24 protein-coding genes are annotated in these 25,192 nt (G+C 33.7%); 16 read left to right on the top strand and 8 right to left on the bottom strand.

Annotated elements, in window-relative coordinates:
• Positions 1-62: 62 nt before the first annotated feature.
• The gene (locus ACRBBL_RS21455; protein ID WP_431371142.1) at positions 63-3,512 is read right to left on the bottom strand and encodes a TraB/GumN family protein; all 3,450 of its coding nucleotides are present in this window, start codon (positions 3,510-3,512) and stop codon (positions 63-65) included.
• Between the two features lie 255 nt (positions 3,513-3,767).
• On the opposite strand from ACRBBL_RS21455, the gene hemH reads away from it, so the two are divergent.
• The 9 genes from hemH to ACRBBL_RS21410 all read left to right on the top strand — a co-directional run bounded on the left by hemH (position 3,768) and on the right by ACRBBL_RS21410 (position 15,665).
• On the top strand, positions 3,768-4,805 hold the full coding sequence (hemH, locus tag ACRBBL_RS21450) for a ferrochelatase (protein WP_431371141.1): 1,038 nt from the start codon (positions 3,768-3,770) through the stop codon (positions 4,803-4,805).
• A complete protein-coding gene (locus ACRBBL_RS21445) occupies positions 4,805-6,145 on the top strand; it encodes an MATE family efflux transporter (RefSeq protein ID WP_431371140.1) in 1,341 nt (446 codons plus the stop codon). The genes hemH and ACRBBL_RS21445 overlap by 1 nt, the downstream gene beginning before the upstream one ends.
• Before the next feature lie 586 nt (positions 6,146-6,731).
• Positions 6,732-9,839 carry a WD40/YVTN/BNR-like repeat-containing protein gene (locus tag ACRBBL_RS21440; protein ID WP_431371139.1) on the top strand — a complete coding sequence of 1,036 codons (3,108 nt, stop codon included), beginning with the start codon at positions 6,732-6,734 and terminating at the stop codon, positions 9,837-9,839.
• Entirely contained in the window at positions 9,840-10,391 is a 552-nt protein-coding gene (locus tag ACRBBL_RS21435) for a CopD family protein (protein ID WP_431371138.1), read from the top strand.
• 46 nt (positions 10,392-10,437) lie between these two features.
• Complete coding sequence (locus ACRBBL_RS21430) at positions 10,438-11,892, top strand: sensor histidine kinase (protein ID WP_431371137.1); 1,455 nt, start codon at positions 10,438-10,440, stop codon at positions 11,890-11,892.
• A 5-nt stretch (positions 11,893-11,897) separates the two neighbouring features.
• On the top strand, positions 11,898-12,680 hold the full coding sequence (locus ACRBBL_RS21425) for an enoyl-CoA hydratase/isomerase family protein (protein WP_431371136.1): 783 nt from the start codon (positions 11,898-11,900) through the stop codon (positions 12,678-12,680).
• 235 nt (positions 12,681-12,915) lie between these two features.
• The gene (locus ACRBBL_RS21420; protein ID WP_431371135.1) at positions 12,916-13,947 is read left to right on the top strand and encodes a T9SS type A sorting domain-containing protein; all 1,032 of its coding nucleotides are present in this window, start codon (positions 12,916-12,918) and stop codon (positions 13,945-13,947) included.
• 86 nt (positions 13,948-14,033) lie between these two features.
• A complete protein-coding gene (locus ACRBBL_RS21415) occupies positions 14,034-15,107 on the top strand; it encodes a PA0069 family radical SAM protein (RefSeq protein WP_431371134.1) in 1,074 nt (357 codons plus the stop codon).
• A 126-nt stretch (positions 15,108-15,233) separates the two neighbouring features.
• A complete protein-coding gene (locus tag ACRBBL_RS21410; protein ID WP_431371133.1) occupies positions 15,234-15,665 on the top strand; it encodes a hypothetical protein in 432 nt (143 codons plus the stop codon).
• 76 nt (positions 15,666-15,741) lie between these two features.
• Here the strand turns inward: ACRBBL_RS21410 and ACRBBL_RS21405 are convergent, their stop codons facing one another.
• The gene (locus ACRBBL_RS21405) at positions 15,742-16,338 is read right to left on the bottom strand and encodes a hypothetical protein (protein WP_431371132.1); all 597 of its coding nucleotides are present in this window, start codon (positions 16,336-16,338) and stop codon (positions 15,742-15,744) included.
• A 207-nt stretch (positions 16,339-16,545) separates the two neighbouring features.
• Here ACRBBL_RS21405 and ACRBBL_RS21400 point away from each other — a divergent pair, with 207 nt between their 5' ends.
• On the top strand, positions 16,546-17,415 hold the full coding sequence (locus ACRBBL_RS21400) for an AraC family transcriptional regulator (protein ID WP_431371131.1): 870 nt from the start codon (positions 16,546-16,548) through the stop codon (positions 17,413-17,415).
• A 57-nt stretch (positions 17,416-17,472) separates the two neighbouring features.
• Here ACRBBL_RS21400 and ACRBBL_RS21395 read toward each other — a convergent pair whose 3' ends face one another.
• The 6 genes from ACRBBL_RS21395 to ACRBBL_RS21370 all read right to left on the bottom strand — a co-directional run bounded on the left by ACRBBL_RS21395 (position 17,473) and on the right by ACRBBL_RS21370 (position 20,716).
• Entirely contained in the window at positions 17,473-17,664 is a 192-nt protein-coding gene (locus ACRBBL_RS21395) for a hypothetical protein (protein ID WP_431371130.1), read from the bottom strand.
• Between the two features lie 191 nt (positions 17,665-17,855).
• Positions 17,856-18,032 (bottom strand): hypothetical protein, encoded by a 177-nt coding sequence (locus ACRBBL_RS21390; protein WP_431371129.1) that lies wholly within the window; start codon positions 18,030-18,032, stop codon positions 17,856-17,858.
• 219 nt (positions 18,033-18,251) lie between these two features.
• Positions 18,252-18,911: an HD domain-containing protein gene (locus ACRBBL_RS21385; protein WP_431371128.1), complete on the bottom strand. Its 660-nt coding sequence runs from the start codon at positions 18,909-18,911 to the stop codon at positions 18,252-18,254.
• Positions 18,912-18,958: 47 nt separating this feature from the next.
• Positions 18,959-19,702: a lysophospholipid acyltransferase family protein gene (locus ACRBBL_RS21380; RefSeq protein WP_431371127.1), complete on the bottom strand. Its 744-nt coding sequence runs from the start codon at positions 19,700-19,702 to the stop codon at positions 18,959-18,961.
• Between the two features lie 85 nt (positions 19,703-19,787).
• Positions 19,788-20,198, bottom strand: a complete 411-nt coding sequence (locus ACRBBL_RS21375) for a BrxA/BrxB family bacilliredoxin (protein WP_431371126.1) — start codon at positions 20,196-20,198, stop codon at positions 19,788-19,790.
• A 179-nt stretch (positions 20,199-20,377) separates the two neighbouring features.
• Complete coding sequence (locus ACRBBL_RS21370; protein ID WP_431371125.1) at positions 20,378-20,716, bottom strand: hypothetical protein; 339 nt, start codon at positions 20,714-20,716, stop codon at positions 20,378-20,380.
• 130 nt (positions 20,717-20,846) lie between these two features.
• Between ACRBBL_RS21370 and ACRBBL_RS21365 the strand changes: the two genes are divergently transcribed.
• The 6 genes from ACRBBL_RS21365 (at position 20,847) to ACRBBL_RS21340 (ending at position 25,172) form a co-directional block, all read left to right on the top strand.
• Complete coding sequence (locus ACRBBL_RS21365; RefSeq protein WP_431371124.1) at positions 20,847-21,077, top strand: helix-turn-helix domain-containing protein; 231 nt, start codon at positions 20,847-20,849, stop codon at positions 21,075-21,077.
• A 203-nt stretch (positions 21,078-21,280) separates the two neighbouring features.
• Entirely contained in the window at positions 21,281-22,093 is an 813-nt protein-coding gene (locus tag ACRBBL_RS21360; protein ID WP_431371123.1) for a TerB family tellurite resistance protein, read from the top strand.
• Positions 22,094-22,152: 59 nt separating this feature from the next.
• Positions 22,153-22,743, top strand: a complete 591-nt coding sequence (locus ACRBBL_RS21355; protein WP_431371122.1) for a HupE/UreJ family protein — start codon at positions 22,153-22,155, stop codon at positions 22,741-22,743.
• A gap of 52 nt (positions 22,744-22,795) precedes the next feature.
• Positions 22,796-22,996: a hypothetical protein gene (locus tag ACRBBL_RS21350; protein ID WP_431371121.1), complete on the top strand. Its 201-nt coding sequence runs from the start codon at positions 22,796-22,798 to the stop codon at positions 22,994-22,996.
• A gap of 131 nt (positions 22,997-23,127) precedes the next feature.
• Positions 23,128-23,562: a deoxycytidylate deaminase gene (locus tag ACRBBL_RS21345; RefSeq protein ID WP_431371120.1), complete on the top strand. Its 435-nt coding sequence runs from the start codon at positions 23,128-23,130 to the stop codon at positions 23,560-23,562.
• A gap of 11 nt (positions 23,563-23,573) precedes the next feature.
• The gene (locus tag ACRBBL_RS21340; protein WP_431371119.1) at positions 23,574-25,172 is read left to right on the top strand and encodes a S41 family peptidase; all 1,599 of its coding nucleotides are present in this window, start codon (positions 23,574-23,576) and stop codon (positions 25,170-25,172) included.
• Positions 25,173-25,192 lie beyond the last annotated feature (20 nt).

Below are 25,192 nucleotides of genomic sequence, written 5' to 3'. Positions count from 1 at the left end.
TCTAACAGTCTAAAAATCTAAGCAAGTCTAACAATCTAATATGTCCAAGAAGTCTAAAAAAATCAATACCTCGATCGTCCGCTAACTCGTTTTCGTTTTTTGTATTTTACTTGTTCTATTGCATCTTCAAATAATTCTTCGTCAATTTCGTCGCCGTAAATACGATCGCCTCTAGAACCTTTAGTTAAAAGATACGGTTCTGTAGTCAATGTAGGTTTGTCTAAAAAGGCTACGTGATATAGTTTGTTGGTTTCTCGGTAGCGACCTTCCTCTTTTACTTTAAAGAAATATATAGTAATGTCGCCATCTTCGTTGTGTACTTTGATCGATTTTACAAAAGAAATAGTGTCTTTCTCTTTGTCGAGTCCAATACGACTCACCAATCCTGATTTTGCATAACGTTGTTGTGTTTTTAGCGAATCGGGCACAATTTTAAGCAAATCTTTTTCGGCTAACTTCCATATGGTAGAGGCCAATGCTTTGTCATCAAAAAAGGTTTTTTCTTTTAATTCTTGCGGAATTTGTTCATTGTACTCAGCTAACAACGTTACATAAGTTGTCAACGCTGATCTTGCATCCGTTTTGATCAATTTACTGTAGAAATCTTTGATGTTTTTATCTTTTCGAAACGGGAATAATAACTTTACATAATTGTCAAGTGCTCTACTACTGCTATAATTGTAAGAAGAAGATTTTCCTAAGTTTCGTTTCACTTCTATTTTAGCATCATTCAACAATTGACTTTTATATCTTTTATAGGTTTTTGATTTGATTAAACTACTATCGCTTAATTGCGTTAATAATTCATAAATAGGTGTTTTGTATTCTTGTATGCTCGAATATTTCAACAATTCTGGGAACAGTTCTTTTTTCAATACTAAATTGTCTTGTCCTGTTTTAAACAATCTACTGATTGCGCGTGAATCTAATGGGAAATCTTTTTCCAACAACTCAAGGATCAATTCATAAGAAGTTTCTTTTTCCTGCTTTAATAAGGTTCTTAAAATGGCAGTTTGCGTTTTCGGTTTGTCGTACGCTTCAATATATAATTTTTCTAAAAACGGATAAATTTGTGGGTTTTCAAGTCGCCCCAAAGAAGTAATTAGATAGTTTTTAATGTTTTCTCGATCTTCTGGGAACTCATGTTCTTTCAGAATAGCGATAATCGGATTTGCATGCTTGTCTTTAAACTTAATTTTTGCGTATGATTTTAATACGATGCTGTCATTGTTTTTAATTCCATCAAAGAAAATATCGGTTTTATCAACAAACACATTTTTACCAAGTAACGTGTCAACAGGTGTAAACGTTTCATAAAAATTTTCAACAAATTCAGAACGTTCTGCAATAGAATCTTCCAAAGTAGATAGACTGAATAAAACTCCTTTTTTCAAGATGTTTTTTCTATATACACGCTTGGCACTCGCTGTATCTTTTAAAACATACGTACTATAATAAACATCGTCTTTTTGTTCATGTTTTTTATCTTCAATTACAAAACTATACTCATAAAAACGTTCTATGCTATTCCATAAACTATCAATATTGTGAAACATTTGTAAGTCGTGATATTTAATTCTTCGCACCAGTACTTTTTCATTACTTTTTGAAGTGTATGTAATGTATTTTTTCTCCTGATCGTACGCCTTTTTATTTGAGTCATATCGCGAACCATACGATCGTGAAGCCGTAGGTTGTTTGGTATTTGTCAACACCGAAAAGTGCAATGAAGTATCAATCACTGTTTTAAATCGCTTGTATTTTGGAGTGTTGATTTTGAACGAATTAAAATACGTTTTTGCTTTTTGAGTATCATCACCAATAAAACCGAGCAAATAATAACTTTCGTCTTTTACAATGGTCTTTAAATAGATTTTTTTCTGCGTGATCGTGTCAACAATAGCCGATGATTCATAACTTTTATAGTTGTAGTTGACAAAATTGCCATCAACCTTTTCAATGTCTAGTTTTTTATAGAAATTATCGTGAATGTACTCTGCTTCAAACGCATCTTCTTCTATGTATGTAATGTCATTATTGAATACTTCTTTAAAGAAATAATATTCATCATTAACTGCAGCTTGCAATAATTTATTTCCAACATTCTTCGTATTATCAGAAATGAAATTCGTTGGAAATAAAAACGAATACTTATTGTATTCAGCCGTATAAGTTTTCAATTCATTTGAAGGTTTGCGAAACTGAATAGAATTAAAAATTTCTTTTTCATATTGCAATACAAAATCCTTTTTTCCACCAAATTTGATGATAATCATTTCCAGTGGCGTTTTGTAAATATGATACTTTTGATAATCGCCTTTTTTGGTTTTATTGACAATACTAAACCCAGGAAATGGACTTGTAATTGGTTCTTTTGAAATGATATCGCCTGGAATATCTTCGTACAATAACGGATCTATTTCTTCGAGTGTAATTTTTTCTTCATTCGGAAACTGATCGTAGGTATTTAATCGTGTGATGGTTAAATACGCACCGTTTGTCATATCGGGCGCTAAATAAAATTTTTGTTCTTTATAGACGAATTCTCGGAGTTCATCAAAGGTTTTAATTGTAATAAAACCATCAGGTGTACTGTAGGTGTTTAAATATGGTTTTACATGCAAATCTTCTAATTCTACTTTGGCTTTCAGTGCAAAATCGGTCTGTTTAGAAGTTAGTGCTTTTACAGTATATCCGCGATCTTCAAGCATTTTAATCATGCCTTTTTCACCCGCCAAATGCGCAGCGCCAACTCCAGCAAAAACAGTTTTGTGTTGCATCAAAGAATCCATCACAATTACCATATTTTCATTACGCTTATACAGCATGTGTTCGCGATAAAAATCGGTATTTACAGCAGCGCCAATAGAATCGAGTAACTCAATATTTCGGTCTCTATACACATCTTCTTGAACGGTATATCGGTTTTGATCCTTAAACTTTTTTTGAATCCATTCGTCAGGTTTTTTCTTTAAAATATTATACGCTGCGCGCGAAGTAAGGTATCGTGATTCTTTGATGTCTTCTAAGCTGATAATTGGTTTATTGTTCTTTTTTCCTGCCTGATAAATAAACATATCCAAATATGTTTCTTCTTCAAAATCGTCTGCACCAGCCTGTTTTCGATATAAATATCCGTTAATAATTCTATTGTCAAATCGGATAATGCTTCGTACGGCTTCTTTCTTAGAAAATTGCGGATTAAAATTTCTGTTATAAAAATTTTCACCGCCATAGCTTCTAGGTGAAGCATCAGACATGAGTTCGTAGTTATGTGCCAGCCAAGTTGTCGGATCCGATTCTAAAGCAACAGTTTCTGCTTCATTCAATGCTTTAAAAAAAACATCGTCCAATCGAAAAGCTACTTTCTTGCTCACATGCATAGTTCCATACAAGTAGGACGATTTTTCCATGCCGTTTCCAGAAACTTCCCAAAGAAGACTTTGTTTTTCTTCTTGAGCAATTAAAAAAGAGGTGCAGCACAGAAATAGGAGTGATATATATAATCTCATAAAATACGTAGCAAAATTAATGGTAATAGTGTATTCGGTAAAATGTTTACCAATGTACTAAAGATATAAATTCTTTCATGTTAACAGAATCATAATGCGTAAAAATGCCTTTTAAATGAGTAACGTAAACATTTTGTATCGTATAATTCGGATTTAAAATGAATATATAAAGATTTCCTATACTAGTCTGTATAATAATTGAAGATAGAGTCGTATTTTTGTATTTCTTTAAAAAGAAGACTAAAAAAGAAACAAATGAAAGGTGTATTACTGATAAATCTTGGTTCGCCAGATAGTCCAAACCCTAAAGACGTAAAAAAATATTTAGGTGAATTCTTAATGGACGAACGCGTTATTGATGTTCCAAAATGGCTTCGAACATTCTTAGTTAAAGGAATTATTTTAAACACACGTCCCAAAAAATCAGCAGCAGCTTACCAAAAAATTTGGTGGGAAGAAGGTTCACCATTAATAGTTCTTTCTGAACGTTTTCATGAAAAAGTACAAGCGCGCGCCAAAGTGCCTGTTGCATTAGGAATGCGTTATGGCTCTATGAGTATTCAAAAAGGACTAAAAGAATTGCATGACAAAGGAGTAGATGATGTATTGGTTGTGCCATTATATCCGCATTACGCGATGTCTTCTACAGAAACAGTAATCGAAAAAACGAAAGAAGAGCAAAAAAAGCATTTTCCTAATATGAATTTGACGATTGTTCCATCTTTCTACAATCATCCAGATTACATTCGTGTCATGTCTGAAAACATAAAATCACACATAGAAGGAGTTGATTACGATCACATTTTGTTTTCGTATCACGGAATTCCTGAAAGACATATCCGCAAAAGCGATCCAACAAAATCACACTGCAAAATAGATGGAAGCTGTTGCGAAACTGCATCTAAAGCACATGCAACTTGTTACAGACATCAATGTTTTGAAACAACGAAAGAAATTGTAAAATATTTAGACTTACCAGAAGGAAAATATAGCGATTCATTCCAATCGCGTTTAGGTGGCGATCCTTGGTTAAAACCATATACAGATTTTGAATTTGAACGCATTCCAAAAGAAGGAAAAAAGAACTTAGTAGTTATTACACCTGCATTCGTTTCAGATTGTTTAGAAACACTGGAAGAAATTGCAATGGAAGGTGAAGAACAATTCAAAGAAGCTGGCGGAGAACAGTACAAACATGTTCCTTGCTTAAATGACAACGATGATTGGGTAAAAGTAATGACACGTTGGATTAATGAATGGAGTGTTGCTTCTAAAGAGGAAGTAACTGCCTAATGGCAACCAATAAATCTGCCGAACTTGGTATTGCGCCAATTGGGAAACTACTTATTTCGCAAGCACTTCCTGCATCGATAGGAATTTTAGTTATGTCGCTCAATATGGTGGTCGATACCATTTTTGTTGGACAATGGATTGGTGCCATGGCAATTGCCGCTATTACGGTTGTTGTGCCGCTTACCTTTTTAATTGCTTCCATTGGAATGGCGATTGGAGTTGGAGGTGCATCTATCATTTCCAGAGCATTAGGCGCCGACGATCACGATAAAGCACAACGAGTTTTTGGAAACCAGATTGTACTATCGTTCGGATTGGCAATTTTCTTTGTCATTGTCGGACTCATCTTTAAAGAAGAAGCATTAGCGCTATTTGGTGCGAAAGGTAAGATTCTCGCTCCTGCGGAAACGTACTATGTTATTGTCATGTATGGAGTTCCGTTTTTGTCCTTGTGTATGACAGGAAATCCGGTTGTACGAGCAGAAGGCAAGCCAAAATTTGCAATGGTTGCATTGATTCTTCCAGCAATTGGAAACATACTTTTCGATTACTTATTTATCAATGTGTTGGATATGGGCATGGCTGGAGCAGCTTGGGCAACGTCAATTTCGTACTTTATCTGCTTTTTATTCATCTATTGGTTTTTTATTTCAAAACATAGTGAGCTCAAAATCCGATTGAAATGTTTCAAATTACAACATGCTATTGTTCGTGAAATCACAGAATTAGGTGGCGTAACGTTAGCGCGACAAGGAATGGTGAGTATTCTTTCCATCATTCTAAATCATACATTATTTATGTACGGAGGAGAAACGTCGGTAACTATTTATGGAATTATAAGTAGAATGTTGATGTTTGCTTTATTTCCTGTGATGGGAATTTCGCAAGGATTTCTACCAATTGCAGGTTTCAACTATGGTGCAGAAAAGCTTGAACGTGTGCGTCAAAGTATCAACATTTCTATCAAATACGGAACAGGTTTGGCATTGCTCATTTTTGCAATTATCATGATTTTTCCAGAGCAAATAACGTCCGTGTTTACCAATGATGAAGTTGTAATTAGAGATACGCCAAATGCCTTGCGTTGGGTATTCTTAGTCACTCCGTTAATTGCCGTTCAAATGATTGGTTCTGGATATTTTCAAGCCATTGGGAAAGCCATTCCTGCATTATTGCTCACACTTACAAAACAAGGATTCTTCCTCATTCCATTAATTTTAATCTTACCAAAATACTACGGAATCTTTGGTGTTTGGGTTGCCTTTCCTATTGCCGATTTACTCTCTACAATCGTTACAGGTTGGTATTTAAATAGAGAAGTGAGACGTACGTTGAAGTAAAAGTAGTTTTGAGCTATTAGTATTGAGTATTGAGAGGTTTCAAATGTCATTCAAAAAACGTTACAATATTCTAGTCTTTAAATGCTAAATTATAAATGTTGAATTTTGAATTGTTTCAAAGTACATTCAATACATTTAAAGTATACATTAGAAAAGCTTAAAATTATTCGTGAATTCGTGGTAAAAAAGATTTTAGCACTGAGAAATGAGTATTGAGAAGTTTCAAATGTCAATTCGAGCGCAGTCGAGAATAGCTGGTGTAGCAGTTAGTTTTATTGTAACAGAAAACAAATAGACAAAAAAACGAATACACAAGCTTGAAGTTTATATTCTGAGATATTAGTATTGAGAGGTTATGAAACGTCATAGCGAACAAAGTGAAGCTATCTTTTACTATAGAAACAGGTTGCCACGTCATGCTTCCTCGCAAAGACGTTTAACTGTTTATAAGTTTAGGAGTTTATGTTTATAAATAAAAAGTAAAACACACACCTTCAAACACCAAACACACGAATTAACACAAAAACAAAAACACCATAAAAGAATAATCCTTATTTTTAGTAACTAAAACCAAACCAACCTAAAAATGCGATTTTTAACCTTACTAACTGTGCTCTTACTTACTGTAGGAAGTTCTTTTGAAACACAAGCACAAAACTTCAATGAAGATTATTATAAAAACCTAGAATACAGGCTTATTGGTCCTTTTCGTGGCGGACGAAGTGCTGCTGTGACAGGAGTTCCTAACAAACCTAATTTGTTCTACTTTGGAGCAACTGGAGGCGGAATTTGGAAAACAACCAATGGTGGACGTGCTTGGGAAAATATCTCTGATGGCTTTTTTGGAGGAAGTATTGGGTCAATTACAGTTTCAAAAAGTGATCCGAATGTAATATATGTTGGTGGTGGCGAAAAAACCGTGCGTGGAAACGTATCTTCAGGATATGGCGTTTGGAAAAGTGTCGACGCTGGAAAAACATGGACAGCTTCAGGATTAAAAAATTCAAGACATATTCCTAGAATGGCAATTCATCCTACGAATCCAGATATTGTATATGCTGGTGTGATGGGAAATGTTTACAAAGCCTCACAAGAAAGAGGTGTATACAAAAGTATTGATGGTGGAAAAACATGGAAAAAAACACTCTTTGCCAATGCAGATGCAGGAGTTGTCGATTTATTAATTGATCCAACAAATCCAAGAATTCTATATGCTTCTACATGGAGAGTTCGCAGAACTCCGTACAGTTTGAGTTCTGGTGGCGATGGTTCAGCATTATGGAAAAGTACAGATAGTGGCGAAACATGGACAGAAATCTCTACAAAAAAAGGGTTCCCAAAAGGAACTTTAGGAATTATAGGAGTTACAGTTTCTCCATTAAACAATCAACGTGTTTGGGCAATTGTAGAAAATAAAGACAAAGGTGGTTTGTATCGAAGTGACGATGGTGGCGAAACATGGAGTCAAGTAAATAGCGAACGTAAATTGCGTCAGCGTGCTTGGTATTATACACGTTTGTATGCAGATACAGAAAATGTAGATGTTGTATACGTATTGAACGTACGCTATCATAAAAGTACCGATGGCGGAAAAACATTTAGTACATACAATGCTCCACATGGCGATCATCACGATTTATGGATTGCACCAGAAAACCCAAAACGTATGATTATTGGTGATGATGGTGGCGCACAAGTTACTTATGATGGTGGTGAAACTTGGAGTACCTATCACAACCAACCAACCTCACAATTTTATAGAGTTACAACAGATAATAGCTTTCCATACAGAATTTATGTAGCACAACAAGACAATTCTACCATACGTATTCCGCATAGAACAGATGGTTTTTCAATTTCTGATGACGACTGGGAAAGTACAGCAGGTGGCGAATCGGCACATATTGCAGTTGATCCAAAAGACAATGACATTGTATATGGTGGAAGTTACGATGGTTTCCTCACGCGAAAAAATCATAGAACAGGAACGGTAAGAGCTATCAATGTTTGGCCAGACAATCCGATGGGACATGGCGCTGAAGGAATGAAATATCGTTTTCAGTGGAATTTTCCAATTATTTTCTCAAAGCACAATCCGAATCGTTTATACACATTTTCAAACCGTGTGCATGTAACTGAAAACGAAGGGCAATCTTGGGATATTATCAGTCCAGATTTAACCAGAAACGATCCAGAAAAACTAAAATCTTCTGGTGGACCAATTACACAAGATAACACTTCCGTGGAATATTACTGTACTATTTTTGCTGCGCAAGAATCGCCTCTAAAAGAAGGTTTGTTGTGGGTTGGAAGTGATGACGGATTGATTCATATTACAAAAGACGGCGGGCAAACTTGGGAAAATATAACGCCAAAAGGAATGCCAGATTGGATGATGATTAACAGTATTGAGCCAAGTGTTTTTGACGCTGGAACCTGTTATGTAGCAGGAACAAAATATAAAACGGGCGATTTTAAGCCATACATATACAAAACAACCGATTACGGAAAATCGTGGACAAAGATTACAAACGGAATCAACGCAGAACACTTTACAAGAGTTGTTCGTGAAGATCCAAAACGTAAAGGTTTACTCTACGCAGGAACAGAAACAGGAATGTACATTTCGTTCAATGATGGAAAAAACTGGCAATCGTTTCAATTGAATTTACCAATTGTTCCAATTACAGACTTAGCCCTAAAAGACAACAATTTAATCGTAGCAACGCAAGGAAGAAGTGTTTGGATTATTGACGATTTAACGGTGATTCATCAACAATATGGTATCGCAAAAAATGAAAACATTTTATACAAGCCAAAAGATTCATACAGAATGCGTGGTGGTTCTCAAAAAGGAAGCAAAACGGAAGGAATCAATCATCCGAATGGAGTTATTACGTATTTCTATTTGAACGATTATGATTCAGCAGATGAGGTTTCATTAACGTACATGGAAGCTAATGGAGATGTGATTAAAAAATTCAGCACAAAAAACAAAAAGAAAGACAAACTCAAAGTTGAAAAAGGAGGAAATCAGTTTGTGTGGAATATGAGCTATAAAGGCACTGAAAAGCTAGAAGGAATGATTTTATGGTGGGCAAGTTTAAATGGTCCGAGAGCAGTTCCAGGTGAATACAAAGTAAAGCTGACTGTGAAAAAAGAAGGTTCAGATGCTGTAGAAATCATCAAACCGTTTACCATTTTAGCGGATAAAAGAGCCGAAAGCACGTTGGCAGATATGCAAAAGCAATTCGATTTCATCAAAGATGTCAATGCAACAATGGACAACGCACATAAATCCATCAAAAAAATTAGAAAAATTAATGCAAAATTGAGTTCTTTTGCAGCGCAGTATAAAGATGACGAAAATGTGAAAGATTTGGTGGAAAAAGCCAAAGAACTCAAAAAACAATTTACAGCTATTGAAGAAGCTTTGTATCAAACGAAAAATCGTAGTGGACAAGATCCATTGAATTTCCCAATTCGTCTCACAAACAAATTAGGACATTTAAATTCATTGGTAAGCATGGGCGATTTTGCGCCAACAGAACAAGATATTGCGGTAAAAAATGAGTTGTCACAAAAAATAAACAAAGAATTAAACGCATTCAATAATTTAGTAGACAACGAAATAAAAGCGTTTAACGAAGCTTTTAATGCGAAAAAACTAAACTATTTATTTATAGAAGATTAAATGATAGAATATTACGGTTATATAAAAGCACTACACTTAATATTTGTAGTCACTTGGTTTGCAGGATTATTTTACATTCCACGCTTATTTGTATATCAAATAGAAGCATATCACAAACCATCACCCGAAAAGGAAATTTTAGGAAAACAATTGAAACTCATGGCAAAACGCTTGTGGTTCATTATTTCATGGCCTTCAGGAATATTGGCAACACTTTTTGGAGTTTTACTGCTCATTGCCAATTCATCGTTATTACAACTAGGTTGGATGCATGTTAAACTAGCATTTATCGTATTATTATGGATTTACCATCTTAAAACAAATCAAATGTACAAGCAATTGCAAAATGATGATGTGCGTTACAGTTCTAACTTTATGAGACTGTGGAATGAAGGAGCGACATTTATACTGTTTGCTGTTGTGTTTTTGGTGGTTTTAAAAAGCTCTATTAATTGGATTTTTGGCGTGATTGGAATTTTTGTTTTAGGAATTTTATTGATGCTAGGATTTAAAATATATAAACGCATACGAGAGAAAAACCCAGAGGCATAACTTGGCTTGATTCTTGTGCAAAGGCAAGGAAGATAAACCCACATTCATGAAACCAGCTAGACTTTCATTACGTTCTCGAATATTTGCTTACATGATTATTTTAATTCTTGTAGCATCTATTTTAATAGCGTTAGTCACTGTTTATCAGTACAGTGAACAATCAAACGATTATCATTTACGTCGTTTAGATCGAAAAGAAAAACAAGTAATAGGAGATGTAAAATACCTTCTTTATTTTGAAACTACCTATGTTGTTAGTGAAGAAAATTTGGAACTTATTTTTCAGAAAGAAATCTACAAAATTGCAGACATTCATAGTGTAATATTCAATTTATATGATTTAGAAGGTGGCTTTTTAAAAACCTCAGATACATCTATTAGAAGTGAAGGAATTACAGAATGTTTACCAGCAGAAGTTTTAAATAATTTACAAAGTAACGTTGAGAAACATTATGACGACATAGTTGTAGAGAATGGCATAGAATACCAGTCTTCATATAGTATTATTACAGATGCTAAATCGAAGCCATTAGGAATTATAAACTTGCGTTATAAACTTGATAATACTTTTGGTGATAGAGAACTAAGAGAATTTTTGATACGTTTAGGATATACGTATGTAGTCATGTTAATTATTGCGATCGTATTTGCTTACTATGTTTCAAGATATATTACAAAATCATTAAAGAAAATTGGTGAAAAGTTAGATCAAACACGTTTCAACAAACGCAATGAAAAAATTATAGTAGAATATGCAGGAGAAGAAATATACAATCTAATCAATGCATATAATGGTATGATTGATGAATTGGATGAAAGTGCTGTAAAACTCGCAAAAAGTGAGCGTGAACAAGCTTGGCGCGAAATGGCAAAACAAGTGGCACACGAAATAAAAAATCCGTTGACGCCAATGCGTTTAACTGTTCAAAGTTTCCAGCGAAAGTTTGATCCGAACGATCCAAAAATTCATGAAAAAGTAAATGAATACACAAAAACGCTCATTCAACAAATTGATACCATGAGCAATATTGCATCGGCGTTTTCAAACTTTGCTAAAATGCCAGCGCAGCAAAATGAAATGCTAAATGTGGTAGAAATTACACGTTTGGCAATGGAACTCTTTAATGAAGATTACATTAACTATTCGTACGAAGAAAAAGAAATCATTGTAAAATTTGATCGAACACAATTAATTCGTGTCATTACCAACTTAGTCAAAAATGCCATTCAAGCTATTTCCGATAATCGTTCGCCACGTATTGACGTTCGCGTATTTCAAGAAGGAAATATGGTAATGATTACTGTAAAAGATAACGGAATTGGAATTACAAAAGAAAATGAACCAAAAATATTTGAGCCTAAATTTACAACCAAAACTAGTGGAATGGGATTAGGACTCGGAATGGTAAAAAATATTCTAGAAACTTCCGGAGGAAGTATTACTTTTACATCAGAAGAAAATAAAGGCACAACATTTAAAGTGTCATTTCCAAAAATATAACAATCATGAGCTACGAAAACATCCTAGTACACGAAGACAACGGAATTGCAACTATTACGATTAATCGTCCAAAAAAACTAAACGCACTTAATAGAGATACCATCCAAGAATTACACAATGCTTTTGAAGCGTTAGATGCTTCCGCAGATGCAAAAGTGATTGTATTGACAGGTAGTGGAGAAAAAGCATTTGTAGCTGGTGCAGATATTAGTGAATTTGCTCATTTCTCTATAGAAGAAGGTGGAAAATTAGCAGCAAAAGGACAAGAATTACTTTTCGACTTTGTACAAAATTTAGGAACACCAGTTATTGCTGCCGTAAACGGTTTTGCGCTCGGTGGCGGATTGGAATTAGCAATGGCAGCACATTTTAGAGTTGCTAGTGATAATGCCAAAATGGGATTGCCAGAAGTATCACTTGGAGTAATTCCTGGATATGGAGGAACGCAACGTTTACCACAACTAGTTGGTAAAGGAAAAGCAATGGAATTGGTGATGACTGCAGGAATGATTGGCGCTGAAGAAGCCAAACAATGCGGATTGGTAAATCATGTAACGACACAAGAAGAATTGTTGCCTTTAGCGTATAAGCTTGCGAGCAAAATTATGCGAAATTCATTAGTGGCAATTAGCGGAGCTATCAAAGCTATCAATGCAAACTATACAGACGGCGTAAATGGTTACGAAACTGAAATTACTGAATTTGGAAACTGTTTTGGCACCGAAGATTTCAAAGAAGGAACAACGGCATTCTTAGAAAAACGCAAAGCTGCATTTCCTGGAAAATAGCCTTAAACTTGAAATATATCATTAAAAAATCCTGCTCATTTTGAGCAGGATTTTTTGATTTCCGTAAGAACGCTTCAAAATAACTTTTTAAACACAAGTATTTCTTTGTAATTTTTGGGTAACAAGTAAGATTTTTTTGCATTTACGATTAAAAATTGATAATTTTTAGTAGGGTAAATGACTGATTTCATTGTTATTATATTACTTCCCCCCACTAATTACTAAAACAACCAATATGAAAAAACTACTAATAACCAGCTTATTATGTTTGTATATATACAGTGTACAAGCGCAATGCAGCATCAATCCATTTATTCAACAAAATTATGAACTTGATGCTCAATTATTAGTATTACAAGAAATTAAAAATAATCCAAGTGATCCAGATTATGACAATCCTTTTCTAGAACAATCTAGGGTAGATGGTTGCCTAGAAAAACTTTCAGCTATATATTCAAATCCACATAACCTAGCTGATATAGATTCATTATTTAATGAATTTCAATTTCACGTGAATGAACTTCATTTACCTTACAAAAAAATGGGGTTTCGAGTGCAAACAACAGTCAGTTGGGTGCAAACGTTAAAAGATACAGGACAATCTGGTGTGGCTGCATTAGATGATTTTATGTCACAATATCAATTCTCTGTTACAAATTTTTATGATTCTACATCAGGAAATACAGATTTTGAGCTAACTACTGCATACGATTTTATTAATACATATGCGTTGTCTGATGATTTACATAATAGCTCTAGTGATATTGAAAATGTATATGATATAAGTAATTATTCTTTATGGTGTAACTATACAGGAATTCCTTATACAGTACAAGAATATGCATTGCCTCCTGATGATCTTCCTGTAACCTCGTGTCACATAAGTAAAAGTAGTAATTCTACGAGTACTGAGGATGTATTTATTTTTATATTAGGAAAATGTTTTCATGCTGGATATCTACCTAACTATAGATACGTAACAGTTTCTGATGATTGTAGTCAAGTAACTTTTTCTCGCACACTTTCAACAGAAGAAGTTGAATTAACTGATATTGCTATTTATCCAAATCCAACTATTGATCAATTACATATTCAAGGAATTACAAATCTGAAACGTGTAGAAATCTACTCTATACTTGGAAAAGAGATACAAGTAACTTCAAATAATACAACAATTGACGTTCGTAATTTACAAACAGGTGTATACTTCTTAAAAGTTATTGACGATCAAAATCGTTCTGTGATTAAGAAGTTTATTAAGCAATAAAATTCCCGTAGTTGCACTTAAAAGTGAATTGAATTGACTGTTTTCGCTTCCGCGGAATGTACTTTTGGTGAAAGAAATCAAGAGTTTTGGAAGATTCAACAAAAATCAAAGGTAGAGGCGCGCAAAAAAATGTACACAATCGTTTTTTGCAAGATGCACATGAAATACGTTCCGATTTTTTAGAATACTGCCACAAAGAAGGTGAGGAAGCTGATAAAAACAAAACGAAATATATCAATGTATTCCCAAAAACAATTGTCAATAAAGTCAAAAGTCCTGATGTTGGGATGCAATATTCGCTAAATCCGTATCAAGGTTGTGAACACGGTTGTATTTATTGTTACGCAAGAAACAGTCATGAATTTTGGGGATATAGCGCAGGATTGGACTTTGAACGAAAAATATTGGTCAAACGAAATGCGGCGGAATTGTTAGAAGCAAAAATCAAAAAGAAAAGCTGGAAAGCGCAAACCATTGTACTTTCTGGAAATACTGATTGTTATCAACCTGCTGAAAAAGAATTACAAATAACACGAAGTCTGCTCAAAGTATGTTTAAAGTATAAACATCCGGTAGCAATTATTACCAAAAACGCACTCATACTTCGAGATTTAGATCTTTTAAAAGAACTGGCACAAGACAATCTTATCGGTGTTAATATTTCTATTACTTCCTTATCGGAAGAAACACGTCGCGTATTGGAGCCGCGTACAGCAAGTATTAAAAAACGATTGGAAACCGTGAAAACTTTGGCTGAAAACGGAATTCCTGTAAATGTCATGTTGGCACCAATCATTCCATCAATTAATAGTCATGAAATTCTGCCAATGGCGAAAAAAGTAGCAGAATTGGGCGCAAGTTCCATTGCGTTTACCATTGTACGATTAAACGGTGCCATTGGCGAAATATTTACCGATTGGATTCGTAAAACCATGCCCGATAAAGCAGATAAAGTATTGCATCAAATAGAAAGTTGTCATGGTGGAACATTAAACGACAGTCGCTACGGACATCGAATGCGCGGAGAAGGAAAAATAGCAGAGCAAATTAGAAACTTAATTCAACTTGCAAGACTAAAATACTTCAAAAACAAAAAAATGCCTAGACTCAATACAACACTTCACGAACAGTATAAAAACGGACAATATTCGTTGTTTTAACTACGCTTACACAAAAAATACAACGCTTACGAAATAATTAGAGCCTTGTATTGATGATTTACATACATTGAAAAAGAGTTTCCCAATTTTCAACGTGCAAAACATATATAATTAAAAATATGCACAATGAAAAAAGTAGTGTTATGCATCATTGCATTTGTTATTTTATCCTGTTCGTCAGATGATGAAAATTTGCCAATAGTACCAATAGATGCAATCAGTTTTAATCTAAATGGAATCGCTTATTTTTTGACAGAATACAGTGTAATGTTAAATCCAGCAGATACCAATGTTCGAATGATAGAAGCAACATTTGACAATAATACCAAAACGCTTTTATTTTTTGTCATCGTAGAAGAAACCAATCAAATTGAAGAATTTTTATTGATTGAAAATGGTATAGAATACAGTTCAGATCCTATATCTGGAGACAGAGAAACATCCATAATTACACATACAGATACTAAAATGGAAGGAACTTTTAGAGTGACGATGAATGATAGAAATGATGTGCCGATATATGTATTTACAAATGGAATTATAAATATTAAGTTTTAACTTTTTAGTAAGATCATAAAAAAAGCGTAGTCATTTTATAATGCTACGCTTCTCAATTTAAATGATATTAAATAGCCTAAAATTTAATATGTTCTTCAAATTCTCTTCCTTTGCTCGTAAAAACAATGGTATATTTTCCTTTTTTCTCTTTTGATAACTCGTAGATACGCTCTACAATCTTTGTGTTTTTAATTTTTTCGGAAAAAATTAAATCTGTTCCTTTTCCAAGAGAATCTCTATAATATATTTTGATTGATAATGGTTGTGTATCTAGCGAAAGCCTAGAAACAAACAAGTGATTTTCTTCCAAACGAACAGTTGGTTTGTAAACTATAGTTTCTTTCTCTTTGTCAAAAGTTACTTTATTTGCAACTACTGTAAATGGGATAACTACAATTTCAACATCTTTCTCTAGCTCAAAATAATAAGTTCCATCAGGTAATGCTGTTAAATCAAAACCTTTAGAATATCTACCATTTTTTTGAATGGCTTCCTTATAAAGGATCAATAAATTAGTGTCTTTAATCACCAATTGATGTCCTTTTTTAACATTGTTAAATGTTAATATTGTACTTTCTTTGTGAGTGTCTAAAGAATACGTAGGGTTCGCATAACTTAGCATACTAACGATCATCATTATCATACATACGATGTGGTTCATTCTTTTTTTCATGACTTTTTGTTTTAAATAATTTACAGTACAAATTTAAGGTTGATCTATGAAGGAGAAAACGGCTATTTTGGCTAATTTATGTGTTATTTTAACCGTTAAATAATTGTAAACTTTTATATTGGTTAAAATAGCATACAATTTGGGTAAATGAACACACATTTTCAACAGTTTTAGTAGTATTTTTGTGTAGTTGCTAAATCTTTTGCTGTGAATACAAAACCTACACTTGAAAAAATAACTCCAGAGTTTGGAAACTCAATCTTTGTTGCACAAAACACTAAGAAACGAAAACGTGAATCAGCGTTTTGGCACTTTCATCCAGAAGTAGAATTGGTATATGTAAACAAAGGAAAGGGAAAATGTCACATTGGAAATCATCTTTCCTATTTTAATAACAGTCAATTAATTTTGATTGGATCAAACTTGCCGCATAATGGTTTTGCCGATCGATTAACGTCTAAAGGAAAAGAAACGCTCATTCAATTTAAAACTGATTTTTTAGGGAAAGAATTCTATAATTTACCTGAAATGCAACCAATTTCACTTTTACTAGAAAAAGCAAAAAAAGGAATTCGCTTCAAGCCAGAAACTAAAAAAATAATAGGTCCAAAAATTGAAAAATTACCCAAATACAATGGTTTTAAGCGTGTCATAAAATTACTAGAAGTATTAAACATACTCGCTTTAGCAGAAGATTATGAATTGTTAAACGTAGATGGATTTGCCTTTGAAGCGCAACCGCAAGACAGTATTAAAATTGATATCATTTTTAAATACATTAATAGTAACTTTCAGCGACACATTACACTTGACGAGATTGCAAACGAAGTCAATATGACGATTCCTGCGTTTTGTCGGTACTTTAAAAAAATTACAGGAAAAACGTTTACCAAATTAGTAAACGAATATCGTGTTGTATATGCAACAAAATTGCTTTTAGAGAGTCAAAGCAGCATTACAGAAATATGTTATGAAAGTGGTTTCAATAACTTTTCGCATTTCAACAAACTATTCAAAGAAATCACAGGAAAAAGTGCATCTAAATATCGAAGTGAAATGAAGTTGATGATACAATAAAAACACCTTCAAACTTTAAAAAGATAAAATGTGAAGGCATTTGTTTTTTAGTGGATTTTAACCATTTGCGCAACCTTTTGTATAACAACCGCTACTATGACCACAATCCCAAGTTGGTCCGGCTGTACTTGGAGAACCTTTTACAGGTCGTTGATTACCATGGTTGTTTTGAAGTCCACCGTTTATTGATGATAAATTTGAAATAGAAATGCTGTTCAGTTTTAGTGTTTGAATTGCTTTGTTTTTCATAATGTTTGTGTGTTAATAGTTTGTGTTTTCTATTAATAGGGTGCATTATGAAATTTCATTACCCACTTTTTTTAATTTCTTTTAAAAATCGTTGTAAATGGTATTCAATTAAAAGTTATAAGAATAAAAAAACCTGTCTTTCTTTATATAGAAAAACAGGCCGTGTATGTTATTGTATAACTAGTTTTTAACTATCGAGTACATACGTCTACACTATTGCAATTCCAGCTTGGTCCGCCTGTACTTGGTGCAGCATTCCAATCTCCGCCAGATGGTTCGCTTCCTCCACCAATTCCGCCAAGAATAGTTGATAAGTTAGAAATAGATTTTTTAGTTAATTTCAATGTTTTCTTTCCGTTACTTTTCATAATAGTTTGATTTGTAAATTAATAATGGATCGAAAGTACAGTATGAAGTAAGTAATAAAAAAGAATGCTATTGATGGTTTATGAACACGCGATTATTTGAAGAAAATAAGAAACTAAAGTGAACAGTGAATTGTTTCTAAAAGAAATATATTTGTCTAACAGTCTAACAGTCTAACAGTCTAACAGTCTAACAGTCTAACAGTCTAACAGTCTAACAGTCTAAACTTCCCCATTCCATTCTGCATAAAATTGCGCTAAAAACTGTTCCATATAGGCATGACGTTGTTCTGCAATTTTTTGCCCAGTTTTTGTGTTCATTTTATCTTTAAGTAGTAATAACTTTTCGTAGAAATGATTAATTGTTGGCGTAGTCGATTTTTTATATTCCTCTTTGGTCATGTTGAGGTTAGGCTTTATTTCCGGATCGTATAACTTCCGATCTTTAAAGCCACCATAATTAAAACAACGAGCAATACCAATAGCGCCAATAGCATCCAAACGATCTGCATCTTGAATCACGTCCAATTCTGGTGAGGTAAACTGCTGGTCAAAATTTCCGCCTTTAAAAGAAATATTCGTAATAATATTTTCTACATGCACAATGACGTCTTCCGCCACAGCGATACTTTCTAAAAAATTGCGTGCTACTTTAGGTCCAACAGTTTCATCTCCGTTGTGAAATTTAGAATCGGCAATATCATGTAACAAAGCGCCTAAACTCACAATGAATTCATCGACAGTTTCTTCTTTAGCAATCAGCAATGAGTTTTTATATACGCGTTCAATATGAAACCAATCGTGTCCGCCTTCTGCATTTGCTAAAGTTTCTTGAACAAAAGAGATAGTTTTTGCAATAATTGTTTCTTTAGCTAGACTCATGAATTCTATTTTAAAAACGTTTATAGAAGATTAATTCGCATATAAATCTACGCAGTTACAATAGATTTTGTGACTACTTTTTCGATATGCTCAATAAGTTCGTCAAATTTATTTTTAGGATAATCACTCAATAAAATTGGTTCGTGTGTATCAATGGTGATTTTTGCACCCAATCCGTATGGAAACTTTCCATATTTAGTTGTTTTCCATGAATTGTTAATCGTTACAGGGACAATTTGTGCATTCGGAATATATTTAAATAACATTTGTAATCCTTTGGTCTTAAAAGGTCTTGGATCGCCTGTTTTGCTACGTGTTCCTTCTGGGAAAATAACTGCTGAATATGTGTTTTGTTGCACATACTTTGCAAACCGAATGATTTCTGAAATGGCTTGCTTCGGATTATTTCTATCGATCAAAGCGGCACCGCCATGACGTAAATTAAAGGAAATACTCGGAATTCCTTTGCCTAATTCTTTTTTGCTGATAAACTTTGGATATTGCTTCTTAAACAACCAAATTAAAGGAGAAATATCATTCATGCTTTGATGATTTGACACAATAATTAAAGGTCTACTTGTATCCAATGCATGTGAGTTACGAAGTTTGTAACGCGTTCCTAAAATACGGTGACACCACATAATGCTAAACTGCAATGCATTTACGCTCCAATTATGTCCATTATGTCCGCCTATCTTTAGACAAATCCATTGAATTCCATGAAAAATAACTAATAACAATCCAAAAACAAGCATATAAATGCTTGACAGTATATATGATAAAAACTTCACTACTTTAATACTTTATAGTTTGATGAAATTATAAAACAAAACCACGCATTTGCGTGGTTTCTATAATTTGTTCTTTAAAAATGCATTAGCAATTTTCGTTGTACGCATCTTTTAGGTTCTCAGCAATCATTTCTGCTGGTCTTCCTTCAATGTGGTGACGCTCCAACATGTGTACTAATTGTCCGTCTTTAAACAATGCCATACTTGGAGAAGAAGGTGGAAAAGGAATCATATAACCTCTTGCTTTATCTGTTGCTTCTCTATCAACTCCTGCAAAAACTGTTACTAAGTTATCAGGTTTCTTATCATTATCTAAAGACATTCTTGCGCCAGGTCTTGCATTAGCTGCAGCACAACCACAAACAGAATTTACAACTACTAAAGTTGTTCCTTCTTTTGCTAAAGCATTATCAACAGCTTCTACCGTATGTAATTCTTCAAAACCAACTGCAGTCAAATCTGCTCTCATTGGCTTTACCAATTCTGGTGGATACATAATCTTTTAAATTAAATTCATTAATAATGCTGCAAAGATACGGATTAAATCTTTTTGAAACAGCATTCAGAAATGCTGTTTTTTGTTAATAAAAACCAAATTAATGAATCTGTAGAATGGAATGTAGTGTCTTGTGTCTCAAATGAAATGAAAACAAGAAATATGGCATAGCTTGAGTGTTATTTCTTAGAAAAAAACTCAATAACATTCTTAAAAAATATTAAGAGCAATCCAATAATGCCTCCTAACAAAAAAATTTTTGTAAATATACCCAAACTGCTACGGCTAAAATTTTTAGAAAAACACAAATCATTATCAATTACAAGATCTATCATTGAAAAATCAATGAGAGCCATAAAAATTAAATCTATAAGAAAAAGTGTCACAAAAAACATTATTAATATAGACTCCTTTTCAATGGTTATTCGCTTTTTTTCTTTCCTTTTGTTTGTAATATTATTCTTTTTATTGTTGTTTTCTTTTTCTTTCGAGACCATACTTTGATCCTTATCACTCATATTTCTTAAGCTTAGTAATACACGGCAGGTAAAAATTTACGTCATATATGACTTAAAAATAGAAAATATATATCAAACACGTCACACATGACGTAAATTATTGCGCCTTGAATTGAGAATTTTAACGTTTATGGACGCACTGGAAAAAGATGAGATGCTTAAAAAAGTTGGTATGCGTGTTAAAGAGTTGAGAGTAAAAGCTGGTTATAAAAGCCATGAACAATTTGCATTTGATAATAATATTCAACCAAAACAAATGTGGCGATGGGAATCGGGATATGATTTTAAAGTATCTAGCTTGATTCGAATTGCTGATATTCACAAAATTACCTTAGAGGAGTTTCTAAAAGGGATAGAATAAACTTTTCACGCATCTCGAAAATACTGCCATTAAATATTGATTGATACATTATATCGATTGGTATTGACATACCACAGATTTGACCACAAACTTTATGTTAGTATTGTGGTAACCTTACTTACATTTTATAAACTCTTTAGAATTACGTTTTCATTGTTTACTTTTTTCTTTGGAAAATGTATCTTTGGTAAAAAACAAACTATATGAGTGGATTTGCAAGCTGGATTGGAGGCGCGTTAGGATGGACGCTTGGTGGACCTATTGGCGCTGCTATTGGTTTTGCTATTGGCGCAGCCGTAGATAAGGCAACTTCAAAAGGATTATTACTTGAAGAGCCTAAGCAGCAAAAGAGACAACGTCGTAAAAGAGCCGAACCTACATACGAAAAAAGGAGACGACGTAGAACTTCATCAGCAGAGAAACAATCTCAAACGAAATCGGGAGATTTTGAAGTGAGTTTATTAGTGCTTTCAGCTGTTGTAATGAAAGCTGATGGCGAAATTTCTCAAGCAGAAAAAGACTATGTGCGTAATTATTTTGTGAAAATGTACGGGAAAGAACGTGCAAATCATGCGTTTCAGTTGTTTAATGGTTTGTTGAAAAAAGAAGACATTTCTACACGTCAAATCTGTCAGCAAATCCAAAGTCACATGGATCATTCTTCACGTTTGCAATTATTACACTATTTATTTGGTGTGACAAAAGCAGATGGACATGTAAGTGAAGAAGAAGTTGAACTGATTGAGAAAATTGCAGGATATTTATACATCAACGATCGTGATTATCAATCGATCAAAGCAATGTTTTATAATGCAGTAGATAGCGCATATCGAATTTTAGAAATTGATAAATCGGCAACCAATAACGAAATCAAAAAAGCCTATCGTAAAATGGCGAAAAAATACCATCCAGATAAGCTGCAACATTTAGGAGAAGAACACGTAAAAGGAGCTGAGGAGAAATTTCAGCGTGTGCAAAAAGCCTACGAACAACTTCAAGAAAAACGTGGTTTTTAAATTCCCAAAATAAAATGTAAGTTTGATATAATAAACCCCAACCTAAAACCTATAATCTTATGCTTGACCAATTTTTAATCTATTTCAAGTTAGGACTTCATCATATTCTTAATATTGAAGGATTGGATCATATTCTTTTTTTAGTAGTATTGATAATAGCTTATACATTTAAAGATTGGAAAAGAGTTCTATGGCTTGTAACTGCTTTTACTGTTGGTCATACCTTGTCATTAATTTTATCTACGTATGGAGCTGTAAAAGTAAATGGTAAAATTGTAGAATTCTTTGTGCTAGTCACCATCTTTTTAATGGCATTGTATAACATATTTACTGCTGGTAAAAACACCAATAAAACAAAAGTAATCGTATTGCTTATATCTGCATTATTCTTTGGAATTATTCACGGTTTAGCATTTGCGAAAGATTTTAAATCGATGATAACTGCTGGTATAGATGACAAATTACTGCCTTTACTAGAATTTACATTAGGAATAGAAGTAGCGCAACTTATTGTTGTAGTAGTTGTATTAATCATTTCTTTTCTCTTTCAAACCGTATTCAGATTTTCAAAACGCGATTGGGTAATGGTTGTCTCTTCAATTGTTATAGGTGTGTTAATTCCAACACTTATAGAGGCGAGGTTTTGGTAAACTAAAATCATTTTGATAGCTTAGAGGAGTATTAACATTAAGACAAATCAATATGAAAAAAAGAGAGATTACTAAATTAAGTCTCAACAAAAAGCAAATTTCAACACTAAACTTTCACAATTTACGTGGAGGAAGGATTGCTCATGCTGGTTCAGATTGTGAAGGAACGTGTACTTGTAACTGTACAGAAGTAAATACATGTGACTGCGATACGGAAGAATCAGACTGTCTTCCTTGTCATTCGATACCATAATATATAATTTTGGTAAAAAATTAACAACGAAGCTATTGTGATTCCATTAGAAACCTAATATCTTCGTTACAGAAGCGAAGAAGCAACTTTTATAGTTGCTTTTTTTTGCTTTAAAAAGATTAAATTTGCACATGCCAAAACAAAAACAAACTAAATATGATCATGCCTATTTGCGCATGGCAAAAGAGTGGGGAAAACTCTCATATTGTCAACGTAAACAAGTCGGCGCGATTATTGTTAAAGATAGAATGATTATCTCTGATGGTTACAATGGAACACCATCTGGATTTGAAAATTTCTGTGAAGATGAAGAAGGATATACAAAATGGTATGTATTGCACGCAGAAGCAAATGCCATATTAAAAGTAGCCGCTTCTACACAATCTTGCGTTGGTGCCACATTGTATATTACGATGTCTCCATGCAAAGAATGTAGCAAGCTCATTCATCAATCAGGAATAAGGAGAGTCGTCTATGTAGACGCGTATAAAGATGACTCGGGCATACAATTTTTACAAAAAGCAGGCGTTGAAGTAGAACACATTCCTACACTTCGAACCTCATAAAAAAATATAATTTGAACAAAAGAACACAATATTTACTTCCCGTGATCATTGCAGCTGCAGTAGCCGCAGGCGTATTTATTGGTGGAAAATTAAATTTTAGTGCATCACCCGAAACGCTGTTCTCTTCAAATAGAAGCAAAGACAAACTCAATCGCTTGATTGATTATATAGATTATGAATACGTAGATAATGTCAATGTGGATAGTATTGTAGATGTTACCGTGACAAATATTCTTGAAAATCTCGATCCGCATTCGGTATACATATCATCAGATGAAGAAAAAAGAGTTGCTGAAAACATGCAAGGTGATTTTGTGGGTGTTGGTATTCGGTTTGATATGGTAAACGATACTTTAACAGTTATCCGAACCTTAGAAGGCGGACCAAGTATTGCAGCAGGAATCAAAGCTGGCGACCGTATTCTCATGGCAGATTCCGATACATTGTACGGAAAAAACATGCGCAACACGCAAATCATTTCAAAATTAAAAGGGACAGAAGCTACGTCTGTTAAACTGAAAATTTATCGCAAAGAGACAGATGAAAAATTTAATATAAACTTAAGAAGAGCCAAAGTTCCTATAAAAAGTGTGGTTGCACATTATATGCTGACAGACGATTTAGGATATATAAAAATAAATCGTTTTGCCGAAACTACACATGATGAGTTTGAAGCAGCATTAACTAGTTTGCAACGACAAGGAGCTAAAAACTTAACACTAGATTTGCGAAACAATCCAGGAGGAATATTGGATGTTACTCGTGATATTGCAGATGAGTTTTTGAAAGATGGAAAGTTGATTCTTTTCACCAAAAACAAGAAAGGGAAAATTGATAAATACTATGCAACGAATGAAGGTGATTTTGAAGACGGAGAAATTTATGTGTTGATAAATGAAAAATCTGCTTCTGCAAGTGAAATTATTGCAGGTGCGTTGCAAGACAATGACAAAGGTGTAATTGTTGGAAGAAGATCGTTTGGAAAAGGATTGGTACAACGCCCAATGCCGCTTGGTGATGGTTCAGTTGTTCGTTTAACGATTTCTCGTTACTACACACCAACAGGACGTTCTATTCAGCGATCATACAAAAAAGGAAACAACGATTATTTTGACGAATATTACGAACGATTCAAATCGGGAGAATTGAAATCGATGGACAGTATTAAAGTCGCAGATTCGTTAAAATTTGAAACACCAAAAGGTAAAATTGTGTATGGCGGTGGCGGAATTATTCCAGATGTATTTGTGCCACTTTCAAGTACACCAGAAGAGTTATCGCTGGAACGCGGATTACGAGCCAAAATAGTAGGTTATATTGACGACTTTGTATTCAATAAATTAGATACAGATAGAGCAACCTATAGCAATATGTCGCTTCAAGAATTTATGCGCGATTTTAAAATTTCAGATGAATTACTAAAGGAATACACTGGATTTTTAAGTGAAATGCGCGGACAACGTATTTATATTGAAAAATATGCCGATCAAATGAAAAGACATATCAAAGCTATTTACATAGAGCAATTGTTTGGTATGAATGGTTATCAGCAGCAGCTAAATTACGGTGATGAAATGATTGAAAAAGTAATTGAGTTACATACTAATTAGTACTGAGTATTGAGATGTTA

The organism is Kordia sp. (genome assembly GCF_050633145.1).
Taxonomy (GTDB): domain Bacteria; phylum Bacteroidota; class Bacteroidia; order Flavobacteriales; family Flavobacteriaceae; genus Kordia.
This window is presented reverse-complemented; position numbering and strand designations above follow the sequence as displayed.